The 26,849-nt window shown below is 41.1% G+C and carries 20 protein-coding genes and 1 tRNA gene; 10 read left to right on the top strand and 11 right to left on the bottom strand.

From position 1 onward, the window contains the following. Positions 1-11: 11 nt before the first annotated feature. The 4 genes from GSQ19_RS24910 to pirA all read right to left on the bottom strand — a co-directional run bounded on the left by GSQ19_RS24910 (position 12) and on the right by pirA (position 3,593). A complete protein-coding gene (locus GSQ19_RS24910) occupies positions 12-971 on the bottom strand; it encodes an inorganic phosphate transporter (RefSeq protein ID WP_011320496.1) in 960 nt (319 codons plus the stop codon). Between the two features lie 15 nt (positions 972-986). After that, positions 987-1,955, bottom strand: coding sequence for an arsenosugar biosynthesis arsenite methyltransferase ArsM (arsM, locus tag GSQ19_RS24905; RefSeq protein ID WP_041456928.1), 969 nt, complete (start codon positions 1,953-1,955; stop codon positions 987-989). Positions 1,956-2,235: 280 nt separating this feature from the next. Next, the gene (locus GSQ19_RS24900) at positions 2,236-2,691 is read right to left on the bottom strand and encodes a hypothetical protein (protein ID WP_011320494.1); all 456 of its coding nucleotides are present in this window, start codon (positions 2,689-2,691) and stop codon (positions 2,236-2,238) included. Positions 2,692-3,437: 746 nt separating this feature from the next. Then, positions 3,438-3,593, bottom strand: a complete 156-nt coding sequence (pirA, locus tag GSQ19_RS29825; protein WP_011320493.1) for an arginine synthesis PII-interacting regulator PirA — start codon at positions 3,591-3,593, stop codon at positions 3,438-3,440. 111 nt (positions 3,594-3,704) lie between these two features. Here pirA and GSQ19_RS24895 point away from each other — a divergent pair, with 111 nt between their 5' ends. The 3 genes from GSQ19_RS24895 (at position 3,705) to dprA (ending at position 6,460) form a co-directional block, all read left to right on the top strand. Next, positions 3,705-4,505 carry an SAM hydrolase/SAM-dependent halogenase family protein gene (locus tag GSQ19_RS24895; protein WP_011320492.1) on the top strand — a complete coding sequence of 267 codons (801 nt, stop codon included), beginning with the start codon at positions 3,705-3,707 and terminating at the stop codon, positions 4,503-4,505. A gap of 64 nt (positions 4,506-4,569) precedes the next feature. Continuing rightward, positions 4,570-5,238, top strand: a complete 669-nt coding sequence (locus GSQ19_RS24890) for a DUF2301 domain-containing membrane protein (protein WP_011320491.1) — start codon at positions 4,570-4,572, stop codon at positions 5,236-5,238. Positions 5,239-5,341: 103 nt separating this feature from the next. Further along, a complete protein-coding gene (gene dprA, locus GSQ19_RS24885; RefSeq protein WP_011320490.1) occupies positions 5,342-6,460 on the top strand; it encodes a DNA-processing protein DprA in 1,119 nt (372 codons plus the stop codon). Between the two features lie 32 nt (positions 6,461-6,492). On the opposite strand, the gene tftA is transcribed toward dprA, so the two are convergent. Continuing rightward, positions 6,493-7,845: a hormogonium tapered terminus morphoprotein TftA gene (gene tftA, locus GSQ19_RS24880; protein WP_011320489.1), complete on the bottom strand. Its 1,353-nt coding sequence runs from the start codon at positions 7,843-7,845 to the stop codon at positions 6,493-6,495. A 204-nt stretch (positions 7,846-8,049) separates the two neighbouring features. Here tftA and dnaG point away from each other — a divergent pair, with 204 nt between their 5' ends. The 4 genes from dnaG (at position 8,050) to GSQ19_RS24860 (ending at position 13,695) form a co-directional block, all read left to right on the top strand. Continuing rightward, entirely contained in the window at positions 8,050-9,972 is a 1,923-nt protein-coding gene (dnaG, locus tag GSQ19_RS24875) for a DNA primase (RefSeq protein WP_011320488.1), read from the top strand. Positions 9,973-10,166: 194 nt separating this feature from the next. Then, positions 10,167-11,822, top strand: a complete 1,656-nt coding sequence (locus GSQ19_RS24870) for an IS5-like element ISAva5 family transposase (RefSeq protein WP_041455935.1) — start codon at positions 10,167-10,169, stop codon at positions 11,820-11,822. 182 nt (positions 11,823-12,004) lie between these two features. Further along, positions 12,005-12,796, top strand: a complete 792-nt coding sequence (locus tag GSQ19_RS24865) for a peroxiredoxin-like family protein (RefSeq protein ID WP_011320487.1) — start codon at positions 12,005-12,007, stop codon at positions 12,794-12,796. Between the two features lie 305 nt (positions 12,797-13,101). Continuing rightward, complete coding sequence (locus GSQ19_RS24860) at positions 13,102-13,695, top strand: hypothetical protein (protein WP_011320486.1); 594 nt, start codon at positions 13,102-13,104, stop codon at positions 13,693-13,695. A gap of 36 nt (positions 13,696-13,731) precedes the next feature. On the opposite strand, the gene GSQ19_RS24855 is transcribed toward GSQ19_RS24860, so the two are convergent. From GSQ19_RS24855 to topA, 3 genes are all read right to left on the bottom strand, one after another. After that, complete coding sequence (locus tag GSQ19_RS24855) at positions 13,732-14,286, bottom strand: DUF1634 domain-containing protein (RefSeq protein WP_011320485.1); 555 nt, start codon at positions 14,284-14,286, stop codon at positions 13,732-13,734. 1 nt (position 14,287) lies between these two features. Further along, on the bottom strand, positions 14,288-15,124 hold the full coding sequence (locus GSQ19_RS24850; RefSeq protein WP_011320484.1) for a sulfite exporter TauE/SafE family protein: 837 nt from the start codon (positions 15,122-15,124) through the stop codon (positions 14,288-14,290). A gap of 62 nt (positions 15,125-15,186) precedes the next feature. Then, positions 15,187-17,373: a type I DNA topoisomerase gene (gene topA / locus GSQ19_RS24845; RefSeq protein WP_011320483.1), complete on the bottom strand. Its 2,187-nt coding sequence runs from the start codon at positions 17,371-17,373 to the stop codon at positions 15,187-15,189. A 447-nt stretch (positions 17,374-17,820) separates the two neighbouring features. On the opposite strand from topA, the gene GSQ19_RS24840 reads away from it, so the two are divergent. After that, positions 17,821-17,893 (top strand) — tRNA-Ala (locus GSQ19_RS24840). Positions 17,894-18,303: 410 nt separating this feature from the next. On the opposite strand, the gene GSQ19_RS24835 is transcribed toward GSQ19_RS24840, so the two are convergent. Both GSQ19_RS24835 and msrA read right to left on the bottom strand, forming a co-directional pair. Beyond that, the gene (locus tag GSQ19_RS24835; protein ID WP_011320482.1) at positions 18,304-20,550 is read right to left on the bottom strand and encodes an FdhF/YdeP family oxidoreductase; all 2,247 of its coding nucleotides are present in this window, start codon (positions 20,548-20,550) and stop codon (positions 18,304-18,306) included. A 485-nt stretch (positions 20,551-21,035) separates the two neighbouring features. Further along, positions 21,036-21,494: a peptide-methionine (S)-S-oxide reductase MsrA gene (gene msrA, locus GSQ19_RS24830; RefSeq protein WP_041456926.1), complete on the bottom strand. Its 459-nt coding sequence runs from the start codon at positions 21,492-21,494 to the stop codon at positions 21,036-21,038. Positions 21,495-21,755: 261 nt separating this feature from the next. Here msrA and GSQ19_RS24825 point away from each other — a divergent pair, with 261 nt between their 5' ends. After that, the gene (locus tag GSQ19_RS24825) at positions 21,756-22,640 is read left to right on the top strand and encodes a pirin family protein (RefSeq protein WP_011320480.1); all 885 of its coding nucleotides are present in this window, start codon (positions 21,756-21,758) and stop codon (positions 22,638-22,640) included. Positions 22,641-22,779: 139 nt separating this feature from the next. After that, a complete protein-coding gene (locus tag GSQ19_RS24820) occupies positions 22,780-23,217 on the top strand; it encodes an arsenate-mycothiol transferase ArsC (RefSeq protein ID WP_011320479.1) in 438 nt (145 codons plus the stop codon). A gap of 38 nt (positions 23,218-23,255) precedes the next feature. Here the strand turns inward: GSQ19_RS24820 and GSQ19_RS24815 are convergent, their stop codons facing one another. Next, positions 23,256-26,798, bottom strand: a complete 3,543-nt coding sequence (locus GSQ19_RS24815; protein ID WP_011320478.1) for a hybrid sensor histidine kinase/response regulator — start codon at positions 26,796-26,798, stop codon at positions 23,256-23,258. Between the last annotated feature and the right edge of the window lie 51 nt (positions 26,799-26,849).

Genomic DNA, 26,849 nt, shown 5'->3' with positions numbered 1-26,849 from the left:
TGAAGATGTTGCTAACCTTGTAATAGTCTATAGGTGATACCACCAATAATGGTGGCAATAGGTAAGTTGACCAACCAGACTAATAAAATTTGGTAAAAAATATATTTATTGGCTTTACTACCAACTAATCCTACACCAAAAATAGAAGATACTGCGACATGAGTTGTAGATACAGGCAACCCAAAATTACTAGCAAGAATCACTAGAATACTAGTAATGATATTGGCCGATACTCCCTGGATACGATTCATAGAGGTAATTTTTGTACTCATGGTTTCAGCAATTTTTTGAGAATTGAGTAAACCACCAAGACCCATAGCCATTGCGATGGTAATCATTGCCCCAGAAAGTGAGAAATAATCGATAATTAGGACTATAGAGACAATTTTGCTAGTATCATTAAGTCCTCTAGCAAAGCTGAATATACCAGCACTGATATAATGAAGGGTATCAATTATTTTATGATTTAACTGCCAATTCAGCCTAATACTTAAGTAATTAATTAAACTGTAAATTCCTGCACTGAAGGCAATAGCAATAATAGGACTTAATAATAGGGGGAAAATGAAATAGATTCCTAAAATGGCAAAATTTACCTGGAGTCCAAACGCTACCAGTCCAGCACCAAACATTGCACCGATTAAACTGTGGGATGTGGAAATGGGAAATCCCATCGTAGTAGCCAGTAGTACCGTCAAGCCAGAGGCGATCGCCACCGCTAAATGAAACTCTGGTGCATTGGCGATCGCATCTGGTAAAATACCCTTACCAGTAAACTCTTTAACTATTGTTCTACCTAAATAAGTAGCAGTTAAAGAACCTGCAAAAGTCGTAAAAGTTGCCCACAAAATTGCTGTTTGGTAGCTTGTTGTCCGACTACCAAACAGCGTCGCTACACCCTTAAAGTTGTCATTAGCTCCATTAGCATAAGCCAGGAACAGGGTAGCAATAAACAGACTAATTAACAACATTTTGAGCAGTATAAATTAACAGCAACCACCACCGTTATAATGCCAAGTAGAATCAGTAATTATTACTTCTTTTGGCTTTACCGTTGCTAGTTTAGCAGCAGTTTTATCGCATACGGTTGCCGGAATGCCACGTTGTAGGATATGTCCGGCTTTGTCATCAAAAAAATCTTCGCAACCAGCATAAATTGCCGTTTTACCAGTAAAAATGCAAGCGCCATCTTCTGGGATAGGCACTTTGAATGAGACTGAATCAAGACTTTCTAAAAGTAAATGGGTTTCTAAATTGTAAGTTTGGGAATCTAATAAACGATAAGGACGACGCGCCCGGATTTCAATCTGACCAAAGCCAGCATCGATAATACGCTGGGTGTACTCTTCGTAGGTCAGTGCGCCAGACAAACACATAGCGCGTAACCGTTCATCTTGTTGCAAGTGTGCCGGGATGGGACTGGTGGCAATAGGGTCACTCATTTGCAACCGTCCACCACACTTTAACACCCGATACGCTTCCTTGAGCGCGCGGGTTAAGTCTTCAGGCTCGAAAATGTTAAACAAACAATTTTGAGCCACGATATCAACTGACCCATCTGCCACAGGTAAATTAAAGGCATCACCTTCACGAATCTCTACAAAACTACTTTCAAACCACGGGTTGTCTGTTAAAGCCATTTCTAGGTTACGTGCGGCTGCTTCTCGCATCGCTGCAACTGGGTCAACTGCAATTACAGCACCAGGGCGACGAGAAAAATAAGCAAATTGCAATGCTTCTAACCCACCACCCACACCAACATACAAGACGGTAGGTTGCTTGCCAAGTTCCGTAGGATGAACGGTGGTTCCACAACCATAGTTCATTTCCTGCATGGATAAAGGAATTTTTAGCCCTGGTAGTTGTAGAGGTGTACTTTGAACACAGCACAGACCCACTTGCGGCGTTTGGGCAACTTCACTATAAAATTGTGCTGCTGTTTCTAAATAGGTCATGGTGGTCTTGATATTGAGTGTTGGGTTGTAGAGTTGATTCTCTGCATTCTCAATATATAGCGGTTTGCAGTTGAGTCCAATCATATCGGGATTCAGCAACACCAAAAAATAATATTGTGTTAAAAATCCCCATTGACAGACAATGGGGATGATAAAAACTTAGATATTAGGGTTAATTAAGGTGAGAATTGCTCACCATATTAGGGTTGCTGAATGTTAATTACGCTTTGCCATTATCAATTACCAACCCCCACAGATATTTTTAGATATTTAGATGTGCTTAATTGACATAACCACTGGTAAATTTAGTTACAGTTTCCGACTGTATAACCTTGCCATTTTTGATAATATCTAGACTGGCACCAGTAACGATATATTCATATTTGCCATTTTTAGCGACATATCCTGTACCTTCTTCCACATAAGCTGGCAAAGAATAAATTCCTTTACCTGTATGCTTAGAAATGCCTGTATAAAACAGCTTTTTCCGTCGCTCGCAAAGATGAATAATAAAATTAGGAGTTTCAATTCTGGCTGATAATCTTCCCCCTCCTGCATATTTGGGACAAGTGCGTACACTAGCTATATTTCCGCTATTTCCTGCTGAATTCTTATTAGCTGTTAGTTCTGAGGCAATAGCAGAATTAACACTACCAGTAAATGATAAGGCTGTGCCAAAAGTTGTAGCTAAGATGAATAATAAAGACTTCATTTGTTTTTGAGGATAAATGTTCATGTTCAGTCTATTAATTTGATAGATTTATACTTCACGGGACGATTTAGATTGAATCAAAATAGATATAAAAATCCGATTTGATTATTGTTACAATTTTTGGTATTTGTAGGGTGAGAAATACTCGCCACATCAAGGTTTTGATGGGCATTGCCTACATAGCTCAAAAAAATCAAATACTAATCTTATGGAGTAAAATCTATGTTCATATCTACCCATCAGTTATGAGACTTTTCGGATTTTTCTTTGATGTTTATTTGAGAAACTTAGTATCACAGCTGATTAGTTGCAGCTATTGTTCCATTTTGCGTTTAAGGTCGTGCTGTAGCTCTTGAAACACATCGACCCACGAGGATGTTCGATTGAACAATTGAAAATATCACGCCACGGATTCCAGATGAGTCCAGTTTTGGCTTCACTTGGATTGTTCTAAACCATATTGCATCTGTGTACTAAATGGCGCTAGCAAACCAAACATAGCGCAGCTAGTGAGAAATACTGTTTTAATTGCCTTTGTGGCATTAATCTTTTTTATTTTATATCCCCTGTAGAAAAAACAATAAACCTCGTTTTTCGTGTATGGAAGTCTGGCCTTAGCCTTTCAACCTCTTGCTGAGTTACACGTTGAGGTTTTAGTTTTTATGCAGGAGTTGGGAAGGAGGAATATTAATAGTTAATGTAAGTTTCCAACAAAAAACCCGCCTGAGCGGGATGAACACAACAAAACTATGAACAATGAGTACTGAAATTTAGGCAAATTGTCTTAATTCAGCTTCTAGTTGCCGAATTAGTCTTTCATCACCTTTCGCTCTAGCTACTTCTAGGCGGTGCTGTATGTTTCTTTGAATATTTTGTCTGTGTACTTCCTTGGCAGTGCTATTCGCCTTAAATCTAGTTTGGCTCATAGGATTAACCTCTTAATTTTTCTACTTTATGTCTGTTCTTCCTAACATAGCACAGTTTTCGTAGTGTATGTTACAGAAAAAATTAATTTAATATAGATATGTTTATTTGTTATGCCAAAAAATTGGTCTTATCAGCCTTTGTTGACTTTACTGAGTGATTTTGGCGATCGCGATGTGTATGTAGCTGTAATGAAAGGAGTAATTGCCCAAATTAACCCTAAATTACAGATGGTGGATTTAACCCATCAAATACCACCGCAAAATATTGCTGCTGCTAGGTTTTGTTTGATGAATGCTTATCCCTACTTCCCTGAGGGTACTGTACATATAGCTGTGGTAGATCCGGGGGTGGGTAGTAGAAGACGGGCGATCGCAGTAGAATTTGCAGATGGGTTTCTAGTGGGGCCTGATAATGGCATATTTAGCGGTGTATTAGCTCAAAGTCGAGCTATGGCAGTTGTAGAACTAACTAATCCCCAGTATTGGCGTACTCCTGAACCTAGCAAAACTTTTCATGGTAGAGATATTTTTGCCCCAGTCGGCGCTCATCTGGCTAGTGGCGTATCTCTCCAACATCTGGGACAAGAAATTGCACCAGCCACTTTGGTACAGATGAACATGAAAAACTGCACTCAGACAGCAACAGGCTGGTCTGGTTGTATTCAATATATAGATTACTTTGGTAATTTAGTTAGTAATATTCCTGGTGATTGCATACAAGGCAAAAAATGGTGTGTGCAAGTTAGTGGCTTGATGATTCCGGGGTGTGATACCTATAGTGATGTGAAACTGGGAGAGGCTACAGCTTTAATCGGCAGTCATGGCTGGGTAGAAATTGCCATCAATAGCGGTGATGCACATTCACAGTTGCAGATTAACTTGCTAGATCCTCTAGAAGTCATTAGTTATTAGACTAGTACATAAAGGCAAGGTGAGAACCGTTGACTGTTGACCAATAACTATGGACTAGTAACGAATGACTACATCAACAATATCTGCACCGGAAGTTTATCAAGGTCAATTTGGGGAGTTTACGATTAATCAGAGCGATCGCAAGGGTGTGATTATTTACCGTTCTGGTTTAATGGTAGCAGCCTTGAGTTTTGCCATTGGCACTACTTTAGTATTATTCACCAATAATCCTATTGCTATTCAAGCCCTAACTCCCTTATACACTTGCTTCAGTTTGGCCCTGGGAGTGAGTTTATTGACAATTCATATTTATCTTGCACCATTGCACAGACTATTACAGGTTTTTTGGATAATTGGTAGCATTGCTGCGTTTATCTTCGGACATTCCGACAGCCAACCTTTTGCTGTGACTGTATACAATCAACCTTTGACCATATTGGGAATTGGTTTTACCTTCGCAGCGTTAACAGGGATTTATTTCAAAGAAGCGTTTTGCTTTCATCGTTTAGAAACCAAAGTCCTAACTTTCCTCGTACCCACACTTTTATTAGGACATTTGGTAGGAGTTTTACCAACTCAATGGGAACAAATTTTATTAGGAACTTGGGCAATTTTATTCTTAATCTTTGCTGTGCGTAAAGTAATACAAGCCATTCCCCCCGATATTGGTGATAAATCTGTATTTGCCTACCTCAAAGATAAAAACTCAGTCAAAATTGAAGAGACAGAATAAAAAACTTCCCCAGTCCCCAGTCCCCAGTCCCCAGTCTCCAATCCCCGATACCCAACCCCCCAAATTTGGGAATACTCAACCCAGTGGGTGTGAGGATGGGAATGTGGGAGAAGAACGAGCCTATTGGTTAGCTTGGGCGCAAATTTCTGGGGTTGGGCCTGTTTTGCTGCGACGACTACAGCAGCATTTCGGTACATTAGCAGCAGCTTGGAATGCTACTCAGGCGCAGTTAGGGGAAGTTGAAGGCTTTGGTTTACAGACTTTAGAAAAAGTGGTAAAACAGCGATCGCGTCTTTACCCAGAACAATTACTCATCCAGCATGAGCAAGAAAACCCCCACTTCTGGACACCAGCCGATACAAACTACCCCCGGTTGTTGTTAGAAACTCCCAGCCCACCGCCCATGTTGTACTATCAGGGTGAGGTAGATTTACAAGAAAATTGGGGAAACAAACCCTTAGTGGGTATTGTCGGGACGCGTCAACCCTCAGAATATGGCATACGCTGGACTCGGCAAATTAGCACTGCTTTAGCTAAAAATGGCTTCACTGTGGTTTCTGGTATGGCGGAAGGAATCGACACAGTCAGCCACAATGCAACTATAAAAGCTGGTGGACGAACTATTGCAGTTTTGGGTACAGGTGTAGATGTCGTCTATCCTCATAAAAATCGGGATTTGTACAAGCAGATTCTGACCAATGGATTGGTTGTGAGTGAATATCCTGCCAAAACCCCACCCGATCGCACTCACTTTCCTCGTCGTAATAGAATTATTGCAGGGTTAAGTCGCGCCATTTTGGTAATGGAAGCACCAATCAAGTCTGGCGCATTAATTACGGCTACCTACGCCAATGATTTTGGTAGGGATGTTTATGCACTCCCCGGCAGAGTAGATGATCATCCATCCCAAGGCTGTTTAAAATTACTTAGCCAAGGGGCTTCTTTGATTATCAGAGAAATCGACGAACTCTTGAAAATGCTGGGAGCGATACCACAATTGGATGTGGTAGATAAATCATCAGTACCAGAGCAGTTGAGTTTACCCACTTTATCACCAGAACTGCAACGGGTACTTGATACTATTAGCTTTGATGCTTTACCCTTCGATTTAATTATTCAGCAAACAGGCATGAATGCTGGTTCGGTTTCCAGTGCTTTATTACAGTTGGAATTGATGGGTATAGTTTCGCAACTTCCAGGGATGAGGTATCAAAAATGTTAGAGTTTTGGGCTTTGCTTAAACCGGATTCACTATTAAAAGAAGCCGGCGGACTCGTATAAACGTTTTACCATAGCGGTGATTTTTGACCCATAATCTAAATCGGCTGACCAGCGTCCGGAAAGTTCATCAATTTTTGTGGCTACGCCACGGGTGACGAAGCGAAATCGGGGATCTACTACTTCATTGACTAGGGGTTCGAGACTGGCGTAGGCTTTGAGGTGCTGGATGTGCGCCCTGACACCGATTCTGGCACTAGGAAAAGCTGCTGCTTCTGTACCGCCACCAATGGAACCTAAACCGGCAAAGTTATTTTGTTCTGCTTTAATGTCTCCACCAAAGCGTAAAAAGCCTGTTTCTACGCACATTTGACAGAAAGCAATGTCATAATTTACGCCCTCGGCGCTGGCTTCTTCTCGATAGAGTTTAGGTAAGTCAGGAAATTGCGCTAAGGCATTTTCGTTATTGTTTCTCAAGAATAGTTGCATTTGCACTTCTGAGGTAGTTCCATTGGAGATGATCCTGTCAATTTGACCAGGACACACTACCAAATTGGAACGTAAGGTGACGGTGCGTGTTGCTGCATCCCAGCTAACGGCTACATTAAAATCTCGCAGTTCCACCGCTTTGACATAGACAATTCGCCGATAGGTAAGGCGATTGACATTTGGTGCTTTTGATAAATCAATCCGCAGGCGATCGACTAAATCAATGGGAATGTAAGCATTACCATTAACTAAGATTCCTTGCTCTGCATAATTCTGCCCATTAATATTAATATTGATGGGTGGATAATTCGGGTCTGCGGGGGTTCCAGGGTTAGGGTCAATTACTCGACTCCATGAAGCCAAACCATCAGCAATACCCAAGGCGAAATCGCGCCGACGATTTTGCAGCAAAGCTCGATCCTCAGGACTGCTGAGAAAAGCCACCTGCATGAGTAAAGAAGCGATCGCAATCTGCCGACAAAAGGCCAATCTACCTAAACCACTGTCTGTATCTGGCTTAACTCCCCGATTTGGTAACTGGGGTACACGGCGTAACAATCCAACTAACAGCAATTCCCCGTTGCTTTTACGCTCATTATTACTCGCAATATAGAACACACTAGCGCCCCGTACAGCCGGGCTACTCGCCGAATCAGCATGGACTTCTAGGGATACATCACCTCGACGACCACGAGCATTGATCCAGGTGATAGTATCAGCCGCACTCAAATCATCAGGAACAGACAAAACTTCAAAACTCCGCGATCGCAATTCTGTCACAATCAAATCTCGTAACAGAATCATTTCTCTAGCTTCCGTCGTCCCCCCAGCAATTGAGCCTGGATCTACTCCTCCCGCTTCTTTGCCTCCGTGGGCTGCCGAAATAAAAATACGCCCCATCTCCCGTATTTCCTCTGATAAAATTAAGCGTAAGCAATTCTATACACTATTTTGGGCTTGGCAACAATAATTATATGAGGAGGGGGAGGAGAAGAAGCAGGGGGAGCAGGGAGCAGGGAGCAGGGGGAGCAGGGAAAACTAATGATTAATGAGTAATGACAACTGACAATTGTACAGACGCGATTAATCGCGTCTCTAACCAAAATGCAAATTCCGCGCCTCCATCCAGATACGATTGATGAAGTTAAACATCGGGCTGATATTGTCGATGTGGTATCGGAATATGTGGTTTTACGCAAGCGGGGTAAAGATTTTGTCGGCTTGTGTCCTTTCCATGATGAAAAATCACCTAGTTTTACTGTCAGCCAAACTAAGCAAATGTATTATTGCTTTGGTTGTCAGGCTGGTGGAAATTCGATTAAGTTTTTGATGGAATTGGGCAAGCGATCGTTTGCTGATGTGGTGTTAGATTTAGCTAGGCGCTACCAAGTCCCAGTCCAAACCCTGGAACCAGAACAACGGCAAGAATTACAGCGTCAGATATCGTTGCGGGAACAGTTGTATGAGGTGCTGGCTTCGGCGGCGAGTTTTTATCAACACGCCCTCAGACAATCACAAGGACAAAGGGCGATGCAGTATTTACGCAGCGATCGCCAATTCAAGGAAGCAACAATCCAACAGTTTGGCTTGGGTTACGCGCCCGCAGGCTGGGAAACTCTCCATCGTTATTTGGTGGAAGACAAGCATTACCCAGTCCATCTGGTAGAAAAAGCAGGTTTGATTAAACCCCGCAAGGAAGGCGCTGGATATTATGATGTATTCCGCGATCGCCTGATGATTCCCATCCGCGATATCCAAGGACGAGTGATTGGTTTTGGTGGACGCACTTTAACGGATGAACAGCCAAAATATTTAAATTCGCCAGAAACCGAACTATTTAATAAAGGTAAAACCTTATTTGCCCTCGACCAAGCAAAGACGGGGATTTCCCAGTCTGATCAAGCCGTGGTAGTGGAGGGATATTTTGATGCGATCGCTCTCCACGCTGCTGGGATTAATAATGCTGTTGCTTCTTTGGGTACTGCCCTAAGTTTAGAACAAGTCCGGCTAATATTACGCTACACCGACTCAAAACAGTTGGTACTCAACTTTGATGCAGATAAAGCCGGAACCAACGCCGCCGAACGGGCGATCGGGGAAATTGCCGATTTAGCTTACAAAGGTGAAGTGCAACTGAAAATTCTCAACATCCCCGATGGCAAAGATGCTGATGAATATCTGCGTAGCCATACACCAGCAGATTACGGACAATTATTAGCTAATGCGCCATTATGGTTAAACTGGCAGATTCAACAAATTATCAAAGACCGGGATTTAAAACAAGCCCCTGATTTTCAGCAAGTTACACAGCAATTTGTCAAACTACTCAAAAATATAGTTAATAGCGATACCCGTAACTATTACGTTTCTTACTGTGCAGAAATCCTCAGCTTAGGAGACACCAGACTCATCCCCCTACGAGTGGAAAATCTCCTCACGCAAATTACCCCAACCACCGCCGCCTATAGCAAACCCCTATCAACCAGGACGAATAGAAGCCTTTCCCTAGTCCCCAGCCCTAATTCTCCCCTCAAAGGCGATCGCAGCCTCCTAGAACTAGCTGAGGCGCTACTACTGCGGATTTACCTCCATTGTCCCGAACAGCGTCGAGTGATTATAGAAGAACTAGAGGCCAGAAGTTTAGAGTTTAGCCTATCCCATCATAGATTTTTGTGGCAACAGATTTTAGAATGCACAGGCGAACAAGTTGATTTAGTTTCCCGACTGCAAGATATATATTTAGAACTAGCTGAAGAACTTGGGGTAATTTCTCATCTGTTTCATCTCAATGAGAAATCCAAGAAAGAGATCATGCGGACTCCCCAAGTTGTACAAGCAGCGATCGCCTGTATGGAACGAGTGTTAACAGAAAAGCGCTATCGTCACTTTTTGGAACTGTGGCAAGAAACTGACCCTGACACTGAACCAGAAAAATGGCAATCATATTATCAGGCATTCTACACCGAAAAAATCAAGCTACAAGAACTAGACCGACAACGGCAATTTTCCCTAACAGAATTGTTGTAAATATAGCGGTTTGCAGTTAAGTTTAATACAGACCTAACCCCCAACCCCTTCCCTACAAGGGAAGGGGAGTAAGCATCAAAGCCTCTCTCCTTGTAGGATACTGTTGGCGAATTATTGAAGGGTTAAGCCCCTCAAGAGTTTGGAACAGTGGAAAAAAGAGAATAAGTATATTGAGCGTAGCATCTACAAAGATTATGACCCTGCACCCGCGTGATATGTCGCAGATTCCTGAAACAACAGCGCAAGTAGCCCGGAATTCATTTCCCAAAGGGAACATATATATGAAGATGCGGGATGAAATAGGAGTGTTATATAAGGATGAGGATTTTGTCAAACTTTACCGCGCAGATTGTGGTCAAAGTGGAATATCAGCAGGACAACTGGCATTAGTGACAGTAATGCAATTTATCGAAGGTTTAACGGATAGACAAGCGGCGGATGCAGTGAGGGGTCATATTGATTGGAAATACGCACTATCGTTGGAATTAAATGACCCAGGGTTTGATTATTCAGTACTTTCAGAATTTCGTCAGCGATTAATCAAAGCAGGACGAGAGCGAGAGTTACTCAACCAAATGCTAGCTCGTTTCCAAGAACTAGGTTGGCTCAAAAATCGCGGCCGTGTCAGAACTGATTCAACTCACGTATTAGCCGCAGTACGACAGTTAAATCGTTTGGAATTAGTGGGAGAAACTTTACGTCATACCTTAAATGACTTGGCTTATTTTGCCCCTGATTGGCTCAAATCGAGAGTTGACGTTGATTGGTTTGAACGTTACTCCCTGAGATTTGAGCAATACCGCTTGCCCAAATCAAAAGCCGAACGTGAGAAATTGAGGCGAAAAATTGGTGAGGATGGTCATCATTTGCTATCCGCTTTGTATGCAGACTCAACTTGTAATTGGCTGTGGCAGATTCCATCAGTGGAAACATTACGTATAGTTTGGGTGCAACAATACTATATTCAATTGCAACAAGTCTATTGGCGAGAACAAGATAACTTACCACCAAATAGACTACAGATTGAATCTCCTTACGATGTTGATGCACGCAATTCCAGCAAGCGAGAAATCAACTGGACTGGTTATAATCTGCATCTGACAGAAATTTGTCACCCCATACTGCCAAACTTAATTATCAATGTGGAAACGTCCGTGGCCACAAGTGCGGATGTTGAGATGACACCAGTAATTCATTCTCGTTTAAACCAGAACAATCTTTTGCCACAAGAACATGTTGTCGATACTGGCTATGTCAATGCTCAAAACTTAGTCGATAGTCAATCCCATTTTCATGTTGATTTAGTAGGAAAAGTTCCCCCCGGAACTAGTTGGCAAGCAACAGCACAATCCGGCTTTGAGCAAAATTGCTTCACTATTCATTGGGATTTGATGCGTGTTGATTGCCCAATGGGTAAACAAAGTAAGTCCTGGCGTACAACTGTCGATAGCCATGACAATCCAGTAGTCAAAATACAATTTGACAAATCCGATTGTTCGCTTTGTTCAAGTCGCTCAAAATGCACTCGCTCCAAAAAACTACCGCGTCTTCTGACCCTCAAACCACAGGAACTACATCTTGCATTACATGATGCTCGCATTCGCCAAAAAACTGAATCTTTTCAACAAATTTATCACCAACGTGCTGGCGTTGAAGGCTTGATTTCCCAAGCTACTGGTCGCTACCAATTACGCCGTTGTCGCTACATTGGTCTTGCCAAAACTCTCTTGCAGCATGTCATTACTGCTGCTGCTATCAACTTCAGTCGGATGTGGGATTGGTGGCAACATGTCCCACGCAGTCAGACTCGCGTTTCTCACTTTGCTCGAATTGCTCCCACTGCCTCATAGTATTCCTGATTTTCTATTTTGTGATGATTGGTTTTGCCCTCTATCAATTCGCCAACAGTATCCTTGTAGGAGAGAGGTCAGGGTGTATCGCATACAAACGAGAAGCGCTATAGATCCCCTACAAAAAACCAAATATCCGAATCCGGCTAGAATTTTACTAAAAAACTGTCGCCCCCACTTGCATGAATATTCAAGCCAGCTCTAATTCCTTAAATATTTATTCGATTTTGAGTCAAACTCAACGCTTACGAGTTAGCGACGGAGAGATTAAACCCGTTTTAGATGGCTGCATCTCCCCTTCCAAGTTACTTGTACTAATTTGGTCACAGTTAGGGGATTTTGACAATTTAGAATATGCTTGGTGGCTACAAAGAGAAAAAGAACAAATCGCAGCCAGAGGAATTATAATTCGCGCTATTGGAATAGGCGATCGCAATTCTGGACTCAAGTTTTGCGAATATACAGGTTTCCCGCAAGAATGGTTGTTTGTGGATACAAAAGCTGAAATTCACAGCATTTTGGGGCTTTATCGCGGTTTATCTCTACAATTACCCCTCCTATCAAGTTCACAAAAAGCATGGCTGAATTTAATGCTGATGTGTGCGGGAATTGGTAGTCCCGGAACACTCAAGGAAGTTTTCCGGGGTTATAAGGGTGATAAAAAAGCACCCCAGTTAATTGCTGATGAGGAAGTTGTGAGGGGTACACCTTTACCACCCATGAAAGGTTCATTTTTCCAAGCTGCTGGCGGAACAGGCTTTCAGCGTCCTTTTGAACTAGCAACCCTGCGCCTACGAAATATGACTGAAGTTTTGAGCAACTGGAGTACTTATGTACCAGATTCATCTTATTTGACCCAGCGCGGAGGAACTTTTCTATTTGATTCTCAAGGGACATTAATTTATGAACACCGCGATCGCGGTATCCTGGGTTTTGCAGAAAATATGAGCAATCCCTTATCTTTCTTATTTTGAGATTGCAGAGTCAGAAATTAGTTGCAAAAAATACTTGCACATATATAGAACTACCATTTGATTTCTGAAATATACGTAGGGTGGGCATTGCCCACCAAAACCATGATACGGTGGGCAATGGATACACAGACTTACGTTTGTTGAATAATCAAATCGGATTCCTGTAGCTGATCTAGATCACAGACTAACCTATAGTTACTGGTTAACCTTAATACATTAATTGTACGTAGTATTAATCAGCTACTCAATCAAGTTAATCAAACAATAATTAACTAATCTTGTATAGTCTCGTATCTCTTAAAAACATGACAAAACGAAATATTTTGAACGATAGAGGTCAAAAGTCTCGATGGCCTAATTGGTTACCTTACCCTAGTTGTTGGTTAAAATCATTTGTTCTCATGTTATTCGTACGGGTAGTTACATTTGTAGGCGAAAATTTAGTTAGATTTGGATATAATTTTGCTAAATTTATCAGCAGTCCAGAGTTATTCGCTATATTTATCATATTAGCTTTGCTTTCTCCAATTGCAGTTATTTCTTTCACTCATCATTACCTGCATTTGCTGCTTGGACGCTTTTTTGCTGAAATTCAAGCACCAGAAGTAGGTGATGTTAAAGGATTAGTTCCAACATTAATGAGTTGGTGGGAAGGTTTATATGGATGGGTTGTAATTGCCTTGTCTACGCTAGTTGCTGCTTTACTCTGCACATTTATTTTGCCTATATTTAATCTGAGTTACACAAACCCCCTGGAAATATATACACAATTTGAACGGCAGATTATAGTAATCTTTGGAATTTTTTGGTTAATCACTGGAGCGCTAATCTACCAGATTGATTATTTAGTTAGACATCGCTTGATCAGTGTATATTCAAGCAATCAAAAATCATCATAGTAATGATAATTGACCAGGACTGGGTTGAGGCTTCTTTTAATAATAAGCTCCTATTAGACTATATGTTAAACTTGCTAACACTAAAGAGGTAATAATAATGTAAATAAATTCTCGTTTTATGAGGAATGTGAGTAAAGATATAACAACGCGTAAAACGGGAATAGCAATTAATAATAAAAGTCCCAGTTGAATGATGCCACGGCGGCTACCTGATAACACTGCGTGGAATACACCAGATGGTGAACGAAACTCTGATGGTGTACCGTGAAAAATGTGATAATCAGCAGGCTCAGTACCATGATGAATTAAGTAGAGTATGCCCCCTAGTAGGACAACTGCACTAGCTGTTAAAACACCATATTTTAAAAGATTGCTGAGTAAATATTCTAATTGCTGTTCAGTTGATGTTTTGACGAAATTCCTGCTAACATCAATTTCACAAATGCTAGTAATTTGCCCGACTGCGCTAATTGGTGGTTCTTCTAATTTTTGGTTCTCATTCGCTTCTGGAAGCTGCACCGAGGTAACCACAACTTCACTTTCTGACTGTACTGTTGAGTTCCAGTAAATACCAGAATTATATTCATACATTTTACAGCCCTCCTATTAGACTGTTGTAGACCATCTTCAAAGCCATTACTACTAACACCAGACTGAAAACAATCCTCAATATCTGCGTTTTCGCACCTATCAAAACTCTCGCACCCAAAAAAGCACCGGGTAATACACCTAACATTACAGGCATTGATAGACCCGGATCAATGTAACCTCTGGCTAAATACACTCCGGCTGATGCGGCGGCTGTGACACCAATCATAAAATTGCTGGTGGTGGTTGAAACCTTGAAGGGTAGGCGCATGGCTTGATCCATTGCTAAAACTTTGAATCCTCCCGAACCAATACCCAGCAAGCCGGACAACACCCCAGCTACTAACATGATGCTAAACCCGGCTGGTACTGCGTGGACGTGATAAGGCATTAATCCATTAGTAGTAGGATAGGTGCTATTGAGTTGCAGGTAGTTGGCGATGGGGTCTGCTATATCGTCTTCTACTTGCTCAAGTCTGGGTCGTTGTGAAAGATACGCAGAATACATTAGTACGATCGCCAGCACAATCGTCAAGGCTTTGACAGATACAAATGTAGCAATAATCGCGCCAGCGATCGCCCCAATTGTGGTGGAAACTTCTAAAAACATTCCCAATCGCAGATTTGTATAGCCTTTTTTAATATAAGTAGATGCAGCCCCCAGGGATGTCGCAATTACAGATACTAGGGAAGCGCCAACAGCATATCTAATATCAACACCAAATACTGAAGTTAATAAGGGAACAATAACAACCCCACCCCCCAACCCAGTTAACGCACCTATAAAACCAGCGCTAAATGAGCCAAGCCAAACTAGTAGAGAAAATTCTAGTATATTCAAAATTTATCCCCCACGATTGGTAAAACTAGACTATCCCTATTTACGTTGAGAGGGATAGTCTTTCATTTATTTATTTCCCCAAACTTAGGACTCCACCAACCTTTAGCAGTGTGGAAATAAGCCACATCTTGATGTTTTTTATCAGTGCGAGATGAGGATGCAGAGCAACGCAGCATAGTTTTTTTCTGTCCATCTTTGGTGTAAGTATACTCCTCCAAAGGTCTTTTACATACTGGACAGGGGTATGCTGTCAACTGAGTAGGAAGTTTCGTTGCAGGTGAGAGATGATTCTTTTGCCCATTTTCTGCCATCTTGTCATCTTTTGTTCGGGGCGCTTGCCAAGTCTTACTAAATTCACTCCAGAATAAGACTGTGTTTTCACAACCGCTAGTGCATTTGAGGAAGTATTTTTTCTTCAGTTTACTGCTGGGAATTTTGCTGAGAAAGTTATTACAATCAGGGCAACGAGTCCGGCTAGTATCGTATTGACGCGGGGGAAAGGTTTTTGTCGGATTACCTGAATCGACAGCTATGGTTTTGGCTTTGGCTAAAGCAGGGGCAAAATAATTCTGATTCCAAGTGGTTAAGTATATTTGCCAAGGTTGTTTACCTTCAGCGATCGCATCTAGGGCATTCTCCATTTTGGCAGTAAATTCCGCTTCTAGTAAATCCGGTAGGGCTTTTTGTAAGAAAGTATCAACTTCTAACCCTAGATTTGTTGGGTGTAAGTTGTCTTTGGTCAATTCCACATAACCCCGTTTCTTCAGGGTGGCAATGGTGGGAGAATAGGTACTGGGACGACCAATACCTTTACGTTCCATCAGTTGCACTAACTTGGGTTCGCTGTAGCGTGGTGGGGGTTGGGTTTGTTTCTTTTCGTGACCAGCATTTTCTAAAGTGACCATTTGCCCTTGTTGCAAGGTGGGTAAGAGGGTATCCTTGCTGAGGTTAGGCCAGTAACGGGTGTAACCGAGAAATTCTACTACTTGTCCTCTTGCTTGCCAGAGAATTTGACCAGACTGGGTAATTACAACCGTTTTTCGTAGTTGGGCTGGACGACATTGGGAAGCGATCGCCCGTTTCCAAATCATCACATACAAGTTAAACTCATCTGTGGATAGTTCTATTCGCAACTGGGCGGAAGGACGAAACACATCAGTTGGGCGAATCGCTTCGTGTCCTTGTTGGGCTGTCTTACTACTGCGATGTCTTGCAACCTGCTTCGGTACATTCTGGGGGTCATTTTGCTCCAACCACTGACGCGCACTTTCACAAAACTCTGGACTCAACATTACCGAGTCTGTCCGCATATATGTAATCAACCCAGCCTCATACAACTTTTGGGCTAGCTGCATCGTCTTCTCTGGCGCGAACTTCAACTTAGAACCAGCCGCTTGTTGCAAGGTGGAAGTAATAAAAGGTGGGGGTGGTTGACGGTTGGCAATTTTTCCCTCATACTGCACAATTTGGTGGGGATGACGGCGTGCTTCTTCTACTAAACGATTAGCTTCTGCTTCCGCCAGCACGCGGGTAGACTCAGGCGCAGTTGTGCTATTTCCCGCCGCATCATCATGAATTTCTACTTCTGTTTCTGGAGAGTCTGAGCGAGTGTTGACTGCACCTTTATAGAAAGCGCGGAAACCTTCAACATAATCAACCCAAACACTCCAATAATCTTGAGGTACAAAACTTTGAATTTCTCTCTCCCGTTGACAAATCAGGTGGAGTGTAGAACTCTGCACTCTCCCCACACTCTTTGCCCCATTATTTAACGCCCAAACCAGAGGACTACCCTTATACCCGACCAACTTATCTAAACAATCTCGACACAATCCCGCCCCGACTAAATTTAAGTCCAGTTTGCGTGGATGAGCGATCGCACTCTGTACCGCCGAGGCTGTAATCTCTGTATAGACAACTCGTTTCGGTTCTCTCAATCCCAGTACTTCCTTGAGATGCCAAGCAATGGTTTCGCCTTCCCTATCCGGGTCAGTCGCTAACACAACTTCACTCACCTGCTTCGCCGCACTCTTTAACTGCTGGATAGTTTCTTTTGAACGTTGGTCACGCGGTACGTAGTGACACTGCACACTACCACCATCCATGCTGAACCCCAAAGCATCCTCACCCTCATCACTCAGTTCCCGAATGTGTCCACAAGAAGCACGGACAATCCACTCAGAACCCAAAATCTGACTGAGCTTTTTCACTTTACCCGGAGATTCAACCACTAGCAAGCGTTTCGGCATAAACAATTCCAAATTCAACAGTAAGGAAATCAGATATCACAAGGGTTTCTGAGGAATGGATCTATTACTGAATTTTGGAGAATTGATATTAGTTGTTTTTCGATACTAGACAACCCTAGAGTATAGTACATTTTAGTATTTGTGTACTATACGAAATATTTCATACATAAAAATAAAAAACAAAATCAACCAGAATTTCAGCATTTAGCTCGTTAATTAAGTTAAAAGAAGCATTAACTTTACCTGGCTTTTAGTAAATGTTTTAGGGAACAGCAAAAATCAAATTACTCTACTCTCGCGTCCCATATAGCGATACCATCACCTCACATCTTTACATAACTTAATATATGTATCTTGACTTAACCTACATAAACCTGCATACTAGTAAAGCGAAATAATCTTATGTATCACTAAAAATATTAAAAAAGCTTAGTGGGTCAAGATTATGGGGTTATAGCTCAGTTGGTAGAGCGCTGCAATGGCATTGCAGAGGTCAGCGGTTCGAACCCGCTTAGCTCCATTTATCAGTCAAATACTTACCCTTAGTTTTTATTGCGACAACAACTATTATTTTTCCCAAGTAATAACCAATAGTTGTTATTGCATAACTTTATCATGATTAATTGCCAGATACTCAACTTCTTAATTCATAGAACTTACGCATGAAGACGAAAAATCAAGGGTCTGGACAAGGGTGTAGGTGTGTAAATATTTAAAACTCTTACACCCTTATACCCTTAGGAACTTCCAGATAAAAAAATGTCCCAAATGTGGGGTGCGTCAGTATGAATAATTTCCTGTTACAGTTAGATTTTATCGCACTGACGCACCCTACTAACTGTCAATTTGGAATAATTTATTTTTTGGTATTCCCTTAACCCCTTACACCCAGTCTCAACAGACAACCTGGGTGCGTAAGTCCTAATTAAATCAGGCAGCTATGATACAAACCGGAACTCTTTTATAAGCAGGTGTACCACTTTGTGGATCAATTTTTGCTTGAAATAAAACATTAGCTTCTGGATAAAACATAAAACCTACACCCTCACGAATTGCCCCACAAATAATTTCAATATTGTCTAACTTTCCCTTATCTCCTTTGACTATGACTCGCTGATGTTCCTGGAATCCCGCTTTTTTTACATCAAAATAGTTCATTAAAATACAGTGACGATGAGGCATTCCTCTGTATTTATCTTCACTACGATAAACTACAGTATTATGTTGACCATAGCTGCGTCCTGTTCCCAAAATTAGCACAATTCCCGGCTGATGCTCTGATACACCAAATTCGGCTTTAGTTGGTAATGATAATTGTGGTAAAGGTGTAACAAACATTTGCGCTTTACCATCAGATGTAGGAAATTTTGGTTCTTCTAAAATCCGCCCTTCGATGAGAAATTCCTGTTTAGTTTGGTCAATTGTGGCAATTTTTTCATAACCGGGAATAGTTTTAGCAATTAATTCTCTGATATAAGCTGTATCTTGCAGTTTACGCCAATTGATCGGCGTTTCACTATGTAGACGATGAGCAATTTCTGTAATTAATTCGATTTCTGAAATTAGGTCAGCATTAGATGGTTGTAAATGACTCTTGCCTTCATCATTTAACCTCACAAAATTATTGCCTGATTCAGTTGTGGTTTTATGAGGATTTTCAAACCGATTGAATACAGGTAATAGTAGAGTTTGCTGTTTAGCTAATCCGTGAAAATGTCCTAAGTTCGGTTTAGTCGCCACATAAAAAATGGTATCTATTTGCGATAATGCCTGTTGTGCTTGCTGTAAGTCTGGGTTGGCTGCATACAGATTTCCCCCTAAACAGAATAGTGTGTCTATCTTTCCTGTTTCTGCTGCTTCTATTAAGTCACGGGTATGATAACCAGGAGTTTCGTTCAGAGGTTTTCCTAATAGTTGAGATAATGCTTGTTTGATTTCTTCTCGCAAATTTACAGTCACTCCCATCGAACCAAATCCTTGCACATTGGAATGGCCTCGAATGGGCATAGTTCCAGACCCGATTTTACCAGCGTTACCTGTAATTAAAGCTGTATTAGCAATACTAAAAATATTATCTACACCGTTAGCTTGTTGAGTTATGCCCATTGCCCAGGCAAAAACTACACGCGCTGATTTCCCAATTATATAAGCTGTGGCTGTGATTTCTTCTTGGGATATGCCACAGGTATTAGTAATGTCGTCCCACGATATATGATTAGCATAATCTACAACTTTTTGCCAATTGTGAGTATAAGCTTTGAGATATTCTATTTGGATTAAATTTTGTTCTATGAGTGATTTCTGCAACCCTACAAATAATGCTGCATCACTCCCAGGAATTGGTTGTAAATATAAGGAGGATATATCTGAACCGCCTGTGAGTAAAGATTTAATGGGAAATGCAGGAGAGGCAAATTTAACTAGTCCGATTTCTACTTGTGGATTAATAATAATTACTTTCCCGCCTCTTTCCCGCAACTTAATTAATTCGTTCATTAATCGCGGATGGTTTGCTGGTGCGTTAGAACCAATTAAAACAAGACAATCACTATGTTTTAGGCTCTCTAGGCTTACCATTGATGTACCTGAGCCAAAAACTTTTTTTAACCCCACTGTTGAGGGAGCGTGACACAAATCTGAGCAGTCTGCTAGATTATTACTACCTAGCGATCGCATGAATAATTGTAGTAAATAGGCAGCTTCATTAGATGAACGTCCAGAACTATAACTAGCAATTCGCGCTGGTGGTAAATTAAAGGCTTGTGTAGCGATTTGGTAAACCTCTTCCCAGCTAATACGTTGATAATGGGATGAACCTGATTTGAGAATCAGAGGATAACTTAATCTACCCAAGCGATCGCATTCTTGAGAAGTTAGATTTTGTAACTCACTGATGCTATGTTCTTGGAAAAAATCTTGTTTAATTCCTGGTTGCAATTCCGCAGCGATCGCCTCTACACTTTTAGCACAGCGTTGTAAATATTCTCCTGCTTCATTGACAAATCCCCCTTTTTGTCCGCCCGTACCCCAAGCACAGGATAAGCACGCACTTTTATGATTGAGAGTTTGCCATAATTGTAATCCTTGTGGTGAGAGAGTTTGTTCTACCCAATACTGAATCACTGGTAAACCACCCCCAGCCGGGTAGCTAGACTTGCTTTCAGATGAGTTATCCATACTTAGCTAAATCTCAACTCGCTTTACTAACTATTATTGCTAAAAATATTTGCCCTCATGAATTGAAAGGGGTGTAGGGAAAAGACATCTTTCATAAGCTGTTACGCATTTAAATTGTATATTTCGCACTCAGGTTGTCAAAAGTCCACAGTCCACATTCCACATTCCAAGCTAGCCTTTGACCGAACAAAAAAAGGATACAAGCCCCTCTCTTACGAAGTTCAGAGCGCCGGAGACCGGCGCTCTGACTTCGCGCTAAATTTATTTATGGCGAAAAAAAGAAGTGAAACAACATTAATTCAAGCCCCCGGATAAATCCGTGGGGTCTTTAATTTTGAATTTTGAATTTTGAATTTTGAATTGGAGCGAAGCGACTTGACTCTGGACTCTTGACTATGGACAGCCCTGACGCAAGAATATTTGATTTAGGTGCGTATCACCTTATTTGACTGTGAAACTTGCTTCATCAGGACTGCCTTTTTCAATTAGCGTTTTGCCTGCTTCTCAAAATACTGTTGATGTTCTTCTGTTGCTAAGTAATATTCACTCTTGTGCTTAATCTCGGTCACAATATCACGTTCAAATCTGCCCGATACCTGAAGCTTGGCTTTTGACTGCCGTGCTGCTTCTGCTTGCTGCTCATTGTGAAAAAAGATCACAGACCTGTACTGTTCTCCTTTATCTGGCCCCTGGCGGTTTAGGGTTGTCGGGTCATGAATATCCCAAAAAACTGCTAACAAATCTTCATAACTAACAAGTTGAGGGTCATATTCTATTTGCACCACCTCAGCATGACCAGTTATCCTCGACAATACATCAAGGTAGCAAGGGTTAGGGAAATGCCCTCCCATATAGCCGACTGAGGTTGATACTACTCCTTTTACCTGGCGAAATGCCGCCTCCACGCCCCAAAAACAGCCAGCCCCAAATGTTGCTTTCTCCATAGGTGTTTCTGTACTCCCACTTTTTAACTCCATCTTCATCTATGCACAAATAGATAATTCATAAAGGTGATACCAATTTGAAAAAAGAATGTGACAGATGTACAACCCCAAACGCTTGTCCTCTCTTGATTCTTAATTTTGAATTTTGTTCGCCCTTGGCGTTCCCGAAGGGTATTTTGAATTTTGAATTGGTATGAGCTTTTTGTCAGGTGAATCTACTTATAATGATTGCAGCATCCACCAATTACACCCCTGCTACTCATGGCAATAGTTCAACTGATTGAACCTGAAGTTAAAGATTTGGGTGGGTTTGTTGCCCGCCGCAGTTTGCCATATCCTCATCGTCAAATGGTCGGGCCGTTTATCTTTTTTGATCATCTTGGCCCATCTGTTTTACCACCCAACAAAGGCATTGATGTACGACCACATCCTCATATCAATCTTGCCACCCTAACTTACTTATTCGATGGTTCTATAATGCACCGCGATAGTTTAGGTATCGTACAAGAGATTCAACCGGGTGCTGTGAACTGGATGACGGCGGGAAAGGGGATTGTACATTCAGAGCGATCGCCCGACTTTGACCGTCACAACGAAACTACCATTCATGGTATCCAAACCTGGATTGCTTTGCCTGTTGAATACGAAGAAACTGATCCTTGGTTCACTCATTATCCAGCTGAAACCCTTCCCACCTGGAATGATAACAATGTTACTATCAAGCTTATTGCTGGAGAAGCACATGGTCATACCTCACCTGTGAAAGTTTTTTCACCCATCCTCTATTTAGATGGGGTGCTATCTGCCAATGGTCACTTCACTATTCCTACTGATTATTCAGAGAGAGCCGTATACAGTGTTACGGAAGGGATAAGTATTAATGATGAACCTCTAGAGGCATATCGCCTGGCTATCCTAGAGTCAGGCCACGAAGTCAAAGTTTCTGCTACTGACGCTGCTCGGTGTATCGTGATTGGTGGAGAGCCATTGGGTACACGTTACAAATGGTGGAATTTTGTCTCTAGCCGACCAGAGCGAATAGAGAAAGCTAAAGCCGATTGGCGAGACTGTCGCTTTGCTACTGTGCCAGGCGAAACAGAGTCGATTCCACTGCCTGAAGTGGTGACAGAGGCTAATCCTTTGTAGTTAGGCGATCGCCCTCCCTTATTGGTACAAAATCACTTTATTGCAACCATCCGATTTATTGAAAAGTAGCCTAGATGTCTTGCAAATAAACCCATTTACCAGTACAAAGCCCTTAGGTTTAGCAAAATCGCGTAGTCAAATGAATAAAATCTTGTTCTTGTGTACAGGTAACTACTACCGCAGTCGCTTTGCCGAACACCTATTTAATCAGTTGGCTACCAAACAAGGGCTAAATTGGCAGGCTGATTCCAGAGGATTAGCACTTGAACGGGGTGTAAACAATGTGGGGGCAATTTCCCAATACGCGACTGAGGCTTTAGCAGCGCGTTTAGTGAATATATCTGATGATGAACGGTTTCCCAAGCCAGCCTGTGAGCCAGATTTTCAGTCAGCTACTAGGGTTATTGCCCTAGATGAAGCAGAACACCGTCCACTAATGAATGAGCGCTTTCCTCAATGGGTTGATGCAATTGAATACTGGCTAGTTCACGACATCGATAAAACCTCTGCAACCGAAGCCCTTGGACAAATTGAGAAACATTTACTGCAACTTATAGAACAATTAACTCAAAGTTAGTCACTCTGCGATCGCTCCCAGAAAATCATCCGCCTTCTTCAAACTGTGAGTAATCGATTTAAATTGTCTTTTGCTGAATTAATTAAACTTTCAATAGTATTAATCAACTCATGCTCTAAATAAGGTTTTGATAAATAAGCTTTCGCACCTAATTCTTGGGCGAGTTGACGATGCTTTTCCGCACTACGAGAAGTGAGAATGATTACAGGAAGTTTGGTGTATTTAGGATTGTGTTGCATATGGCTTAAGAATTCAAAGCCATTCATCCGGGGCATTTCTAAATCGGAAACAACAAGTTGAATTTCTGGGTGTCGTTGTAACTGTTCTAAAGCTTCGGCCCCGTTTTGCGCTTGGATTACTTGATAACCAGATTTTTGCAGAGTTAAGGATAGAGTTTGCCGCAAACTAATGGCATCATCTACTACTAAAATTACTTTTGATAATTTGTGATGAGTCTCTACAGTAGCGGATAATAAAGGTAGAGAGGGAATAGTAGATGGGGATATTGATAAGGCTTTTTGATTGGCATATTCATCTGCTGGTAGTGCCAAGGTATCAAGGGTTGCCTGCATCTCCACAGACTCTAATAGTAAAGCACCATCAATAACTAGCATAAGGTTACCATTAGCTAAACTACTGGAACCATAAACATATTTGGGGGGAGCGATCGCATTCCCCAATGGTCTAATTACTAGTTCTTGTTCACCAATAATTTGGTCAACTTGTAAAGCGAAAATGCCTTGGTTTCGTCTCAGCAATAACACAGGATGATTTATCTCTTCTGTATTATGCTCAGGCAATAAATTACTCGTATTCAAATTATTAAAGCAGCCACCATTGTAATACATCAACTCTGAGAGTTGATGCAGACTAAGCATAGTATCTTCGTTACCACTATCCCAGTGTAAAACGCGTTTACCTTCAAATTCTTGAATTTGTTGCGCTGAGGGGATAACTATTTTTTCAATACTATCCAATAGTAGAGCATAAACAACACCGCCAGCTTGTACTAGCATTAATTGATCGGTAGTCATAGAAAAGGGTATTTTAAGGATAAATTTTGTGCCTTGATTAGGCAAAGTCTGCACAGAAATTGAGCCGTTGAGTGCTTGCAGTTGAGAACGGACAATATCTAGTCCCATCCCGCGTCCAGAAAGTTCACTAACTTTTTCAGCAGTAGTAAATCCTGGTGCGAACATGAATTCTAACAGTTCAGAATCATTGATTTGAGATAAATGGCCTTTGGATTGATCTTTGTTGGAGATGAAATTCAGTTCAATAGCTTTTTTACGAATGCTATCTAACTTTAAGCCTTGTCCATCATCTCTGACTTCGATAATTGTTTGACTCCCTTGATGATAAGCCCAGATTTCAATCACACCTTGTTCTGGTTTACCGCGTTCTCGGCGAACTTCTGGAGATTCAATACCATGATCGAAAGCATTACGGACTAAGTGTAACAGGGGATCATACAGCTTTTCAGCGATCGCCTTATCTACTAGCACATTTGTACCAGTAAATTTTAAATCCACCCGTTTGTGGTAAACAGTACTGAGGTTTTTTACCATGTGGGGGAAGCGGCTGAGGATATTTTCTAAAGGCAACATCCTCGCTTCAACTAAATTATCTATCAAACTGAAAGCTAAATTTTGTTTTTTATGACTAATTTGAGTAGCTTGCTTAAATAAGAAATCGATGGACTCTGTTGCTTCTTGTAATTGTGATGTCTCTTCTATGGCTTCGTGTAATGTCAGATGAAATTCTGTATAAGCATCCATTTCTAAGGGATCAAAATTAACCGAGGCAAAGCTTTGTGTATGTTGTGTTGCTAAACTTTGCCGTTGTAGTGGTAAATCACGGAGTTGATTTAAAGTTTCTTGGTGTTTGTTAAGACGTTGTAATAACTGCTCAATAATTTCTTGCACTTGTTCATCATTTAAAGTGCGTCTTTTTTGGTTAATCAGCAGCTCACTAGCTAAATAATTAATGCGTTCTAATCCCTCAACTTCTACACGTACAGATGAGCTTTTATGAACCTTTTTACCCTGATGATTTTTAACTTTATCGATTGTTGACTCATTAACAACATCAAGAGCTGTTTCTGTAATTTCTGTACTTAATTTTTCGGCTACAGCTAAAGATGTTGTAGATTCGGAAATATCGTTCACTTCTATTTGTGGCTCAACTTGAGTATCATCTTCATTAGCTTCTCCTCCCCAAATTGCTTCTAAAAGTCCATCATTGATGTTGGATGAGGAAGTTGATATATCTTTAAAAACGAGAAGTTGTTGTAATTTAGGGTGATCAGTCCAGTTTTTTTCTTGAGCAGTAATAGGAGGATATTGCTTATATTCTTGAGCGACTAAAGCGATTTTAGTTTGGATAGCTTGGATCAGGAGAATACTATCGGCAGTTTTTTTAACTGAATACTGGAATTTTACAATTGCCAAAAGTATTATTAAAATAATACCTTGACGATAAAGACAAAGACCTTTGCTATCTACTTCCTGCTGCACAAATTCCAAAAACTTACCTAGCCAACTTTCAATATATTCAATAGAACTGGAAAACTCATTATTGGTAATAAGTAAATCCCATTTTAAAGCTGATTCTGGTATTTCTCTTTCGTGGTTAAACCAGCCAAAAATATAATGAACTACCTTCAAATATAATTGAGCAGTTACAGGTTGAAGGCATTCGCTTTTATTATTGTTTAATGTAGTTAAAAACTGATAAAATTCTTCTTGTCGAATTAAAAATTCTGAATTAACTTCCCCAGATGCCTGATTTGTCACAACTGATGTTAATTGCTGTAAAGCAGCAGAAGGTGTACCACCATGAGTGCGATCGCCTGCTAAAATATTGCGTTGTGCCTGCTCTAAATCGGCATGGGCAATCTCAGTAATTTGGCGCACTTGAGAAGGATTAGCTTGTAGGGCTGTCAAAGCTGTTTGTGCAATTTCGCCAAAACCAGGTAAATTTAAAGATTCTGCCAATCCGACAAATACTTCTAATTGGGAACTAAAAAAATCTATTAATTCTGTATCATCTTCTATATTGTTAAGAGCTTCAATAATACTGCCTAAACGTTGCTGTACACCTACTTCAAATATAGATTGAACAATATCGAATCCCAACTCTTCAGATGTAGGGATATGAGAATCATCACCAAAATTATCACCTAATTTTTCTTGGAGTTTAGCAAATATATCAGTAGCTCTTTGTAAAAGTTCTTCTTCGTTAATAATGCTGCCTGTTAATTCTGATGTTAATGCCAATTGCAAACATTCATAGGACTGAAACAAATAAGTTTGTAACTCAGCATCTATTACTACCTTGGGGCTATATAAAGCCTTGAACACATCCTCCAAAGAATGAGCTATCATCTGAATTGTTTTTAGCCCAACAGTAGCAGCACCACCCTTAATTGTATGAGTAGCCCGCATTAAATTATGAACTCTAGCTACACTATGATTTTCAGCTAGACTGAATAATTCTTGCTCGATAGTTTGAATTAAATCTGGCGCTTCCGCTAAAAAATAAATATAGCCTTGTTCACGAATCTCGGTATCAGTCATCATAATTTGGGTACTGGGGATTGGATACTGGCGATTGGGTAGGTTATTTTGTCA

The organism is Trichormus variabilis 0441, assembly GCF_009856605.1.
Lineage (GTDB): Bacteria > Cyanobacteriota > Cyanobacteriia > Cyanobacteriales > Nostocaceae > Trichormus > Trichormus variabilis.
The sequence above is the reverse complement of the archived record's forward strand: the minus strand, read 5'-3'. Positions and strand labels throughout refer to the sequence as shown.

Coding starts and splice junctions, on each gene's coding strand:
- GSQ19_RS24910 (WP_011320496.1), bottom strand. CDS start 971: ATGTTGTTAATTAGTCTGTTTATTGCTACCCTGTTCCTGGCTTATGCT.
- arsM (WP_041456928.1), bottom strand. CDS start 1,955: ATGACCTATTTAGAAACAGCAGCACAATTTTATAGTGAAGTTGCCCAA.
- GSQ19_RS24900 (WP_011320494.1), bottom strand. CDS start 2,691: ATGAACATTTATCCTCAAAAACAAATGAAGTCTTTATTATTCATCTTA.
- pirA (WP_011320493.1), bottom strand. CDS start 3,593: ATGAGCCAAACTAGATTTAAGGCGAATAGCACTGCCAAGGAAGTACAC.
- GSQ19_RS24895 (WP_011320492.1), top strand. CDS start 3,705: ATGCCAAAAAATTGGTCTTATCAGCCTTTGTTGACTTTACTGAGTGAT.
- GSQ19_RS24890 (WP_011320491.1), top strand. CDS start 4,570: ATGACTACATCAACAATATCTGCACCGGAAGTTTATCAAGGTCAATTT.
- tftA (WP_011320489.1), bottom strand. CDS start 7,845: ATGGGGCGTATTTTTATTTCGGCAGCCCACGGAGGCAAAGAAGCGGGA.
- dnaG (WP_011320488.1), top strand. CDS start 8,050: ATGCAAATTCCGCGCCTCCATCCAGATACGATTGATGAAGTTAAACAT.
- GSQ19_RS24870 (WP_041455935.1), top strand. CDS start 10,167: ATGACCCTGCACCCGCGTGATATGTCGCAGATTCCTGAAACAACAGCG.
- GSQ19_RS24865 (WP_011320487.1), top strand. CDS start 12,005: ATGAATATTCAAGCCAGCTCTAATTCCTTAAATATTTATTCGATTTTG.
- GSQ19_RS24860 (WP_011320486.1), top strand. CDS start 13,102: ATGACAAAACGAAATATTTTGAACGATAGAGGTCAAAAGTCTCGATGG.
- GSQ19_RS24855 (WP_011320485.1), bottom strand. CDS start 14,286: ATGTATGAATATAATTCTGGTATTTACTGGAACTCAACAGTACAGTCA.
- topA (WP_011320483.1), bottom strand. CDS start 17,373: ATGCCGAAACGCTTGCTAGTGGTTGAATCTCCGGGTAAAGTGAAAAAG.
- GSQ19_RS24835 (WP_011320482.1), bottom strand. CDS start 20,550: ATGGATAACTCATCTGAAAGCAAGTCTAGCTACCCGGCTGGGGGTGGT.
- msrA (WP_041456926.1), bottom strand. CDS start 21,494: ATGGAGAAAGCAACATTTGGGGCTGGCTGTTTTTGGGGCGTGGAGGCG.
- GSQ19_RS24825 (WP_011320480.1), top strand. CDS start 21,756: ATGGCAATAGTTCAACTGATTGAACCTGAAGTTAAAGATTTGGGTGGG.
- GSQ19_RS24820 (WP_011320479.1), top strand. CDS start 22,780: ATGAATAAAATCTTGTTCTTGTGTACAGGTAACTACTACCGCAGTCGC.
- GSQ19_RS24815 (WP_011320478.1), bottom strand. CDS start 26,798: ATGATGACTGATACCGAGATTCGTGAACAAGGCTATATTTATTTTTTA.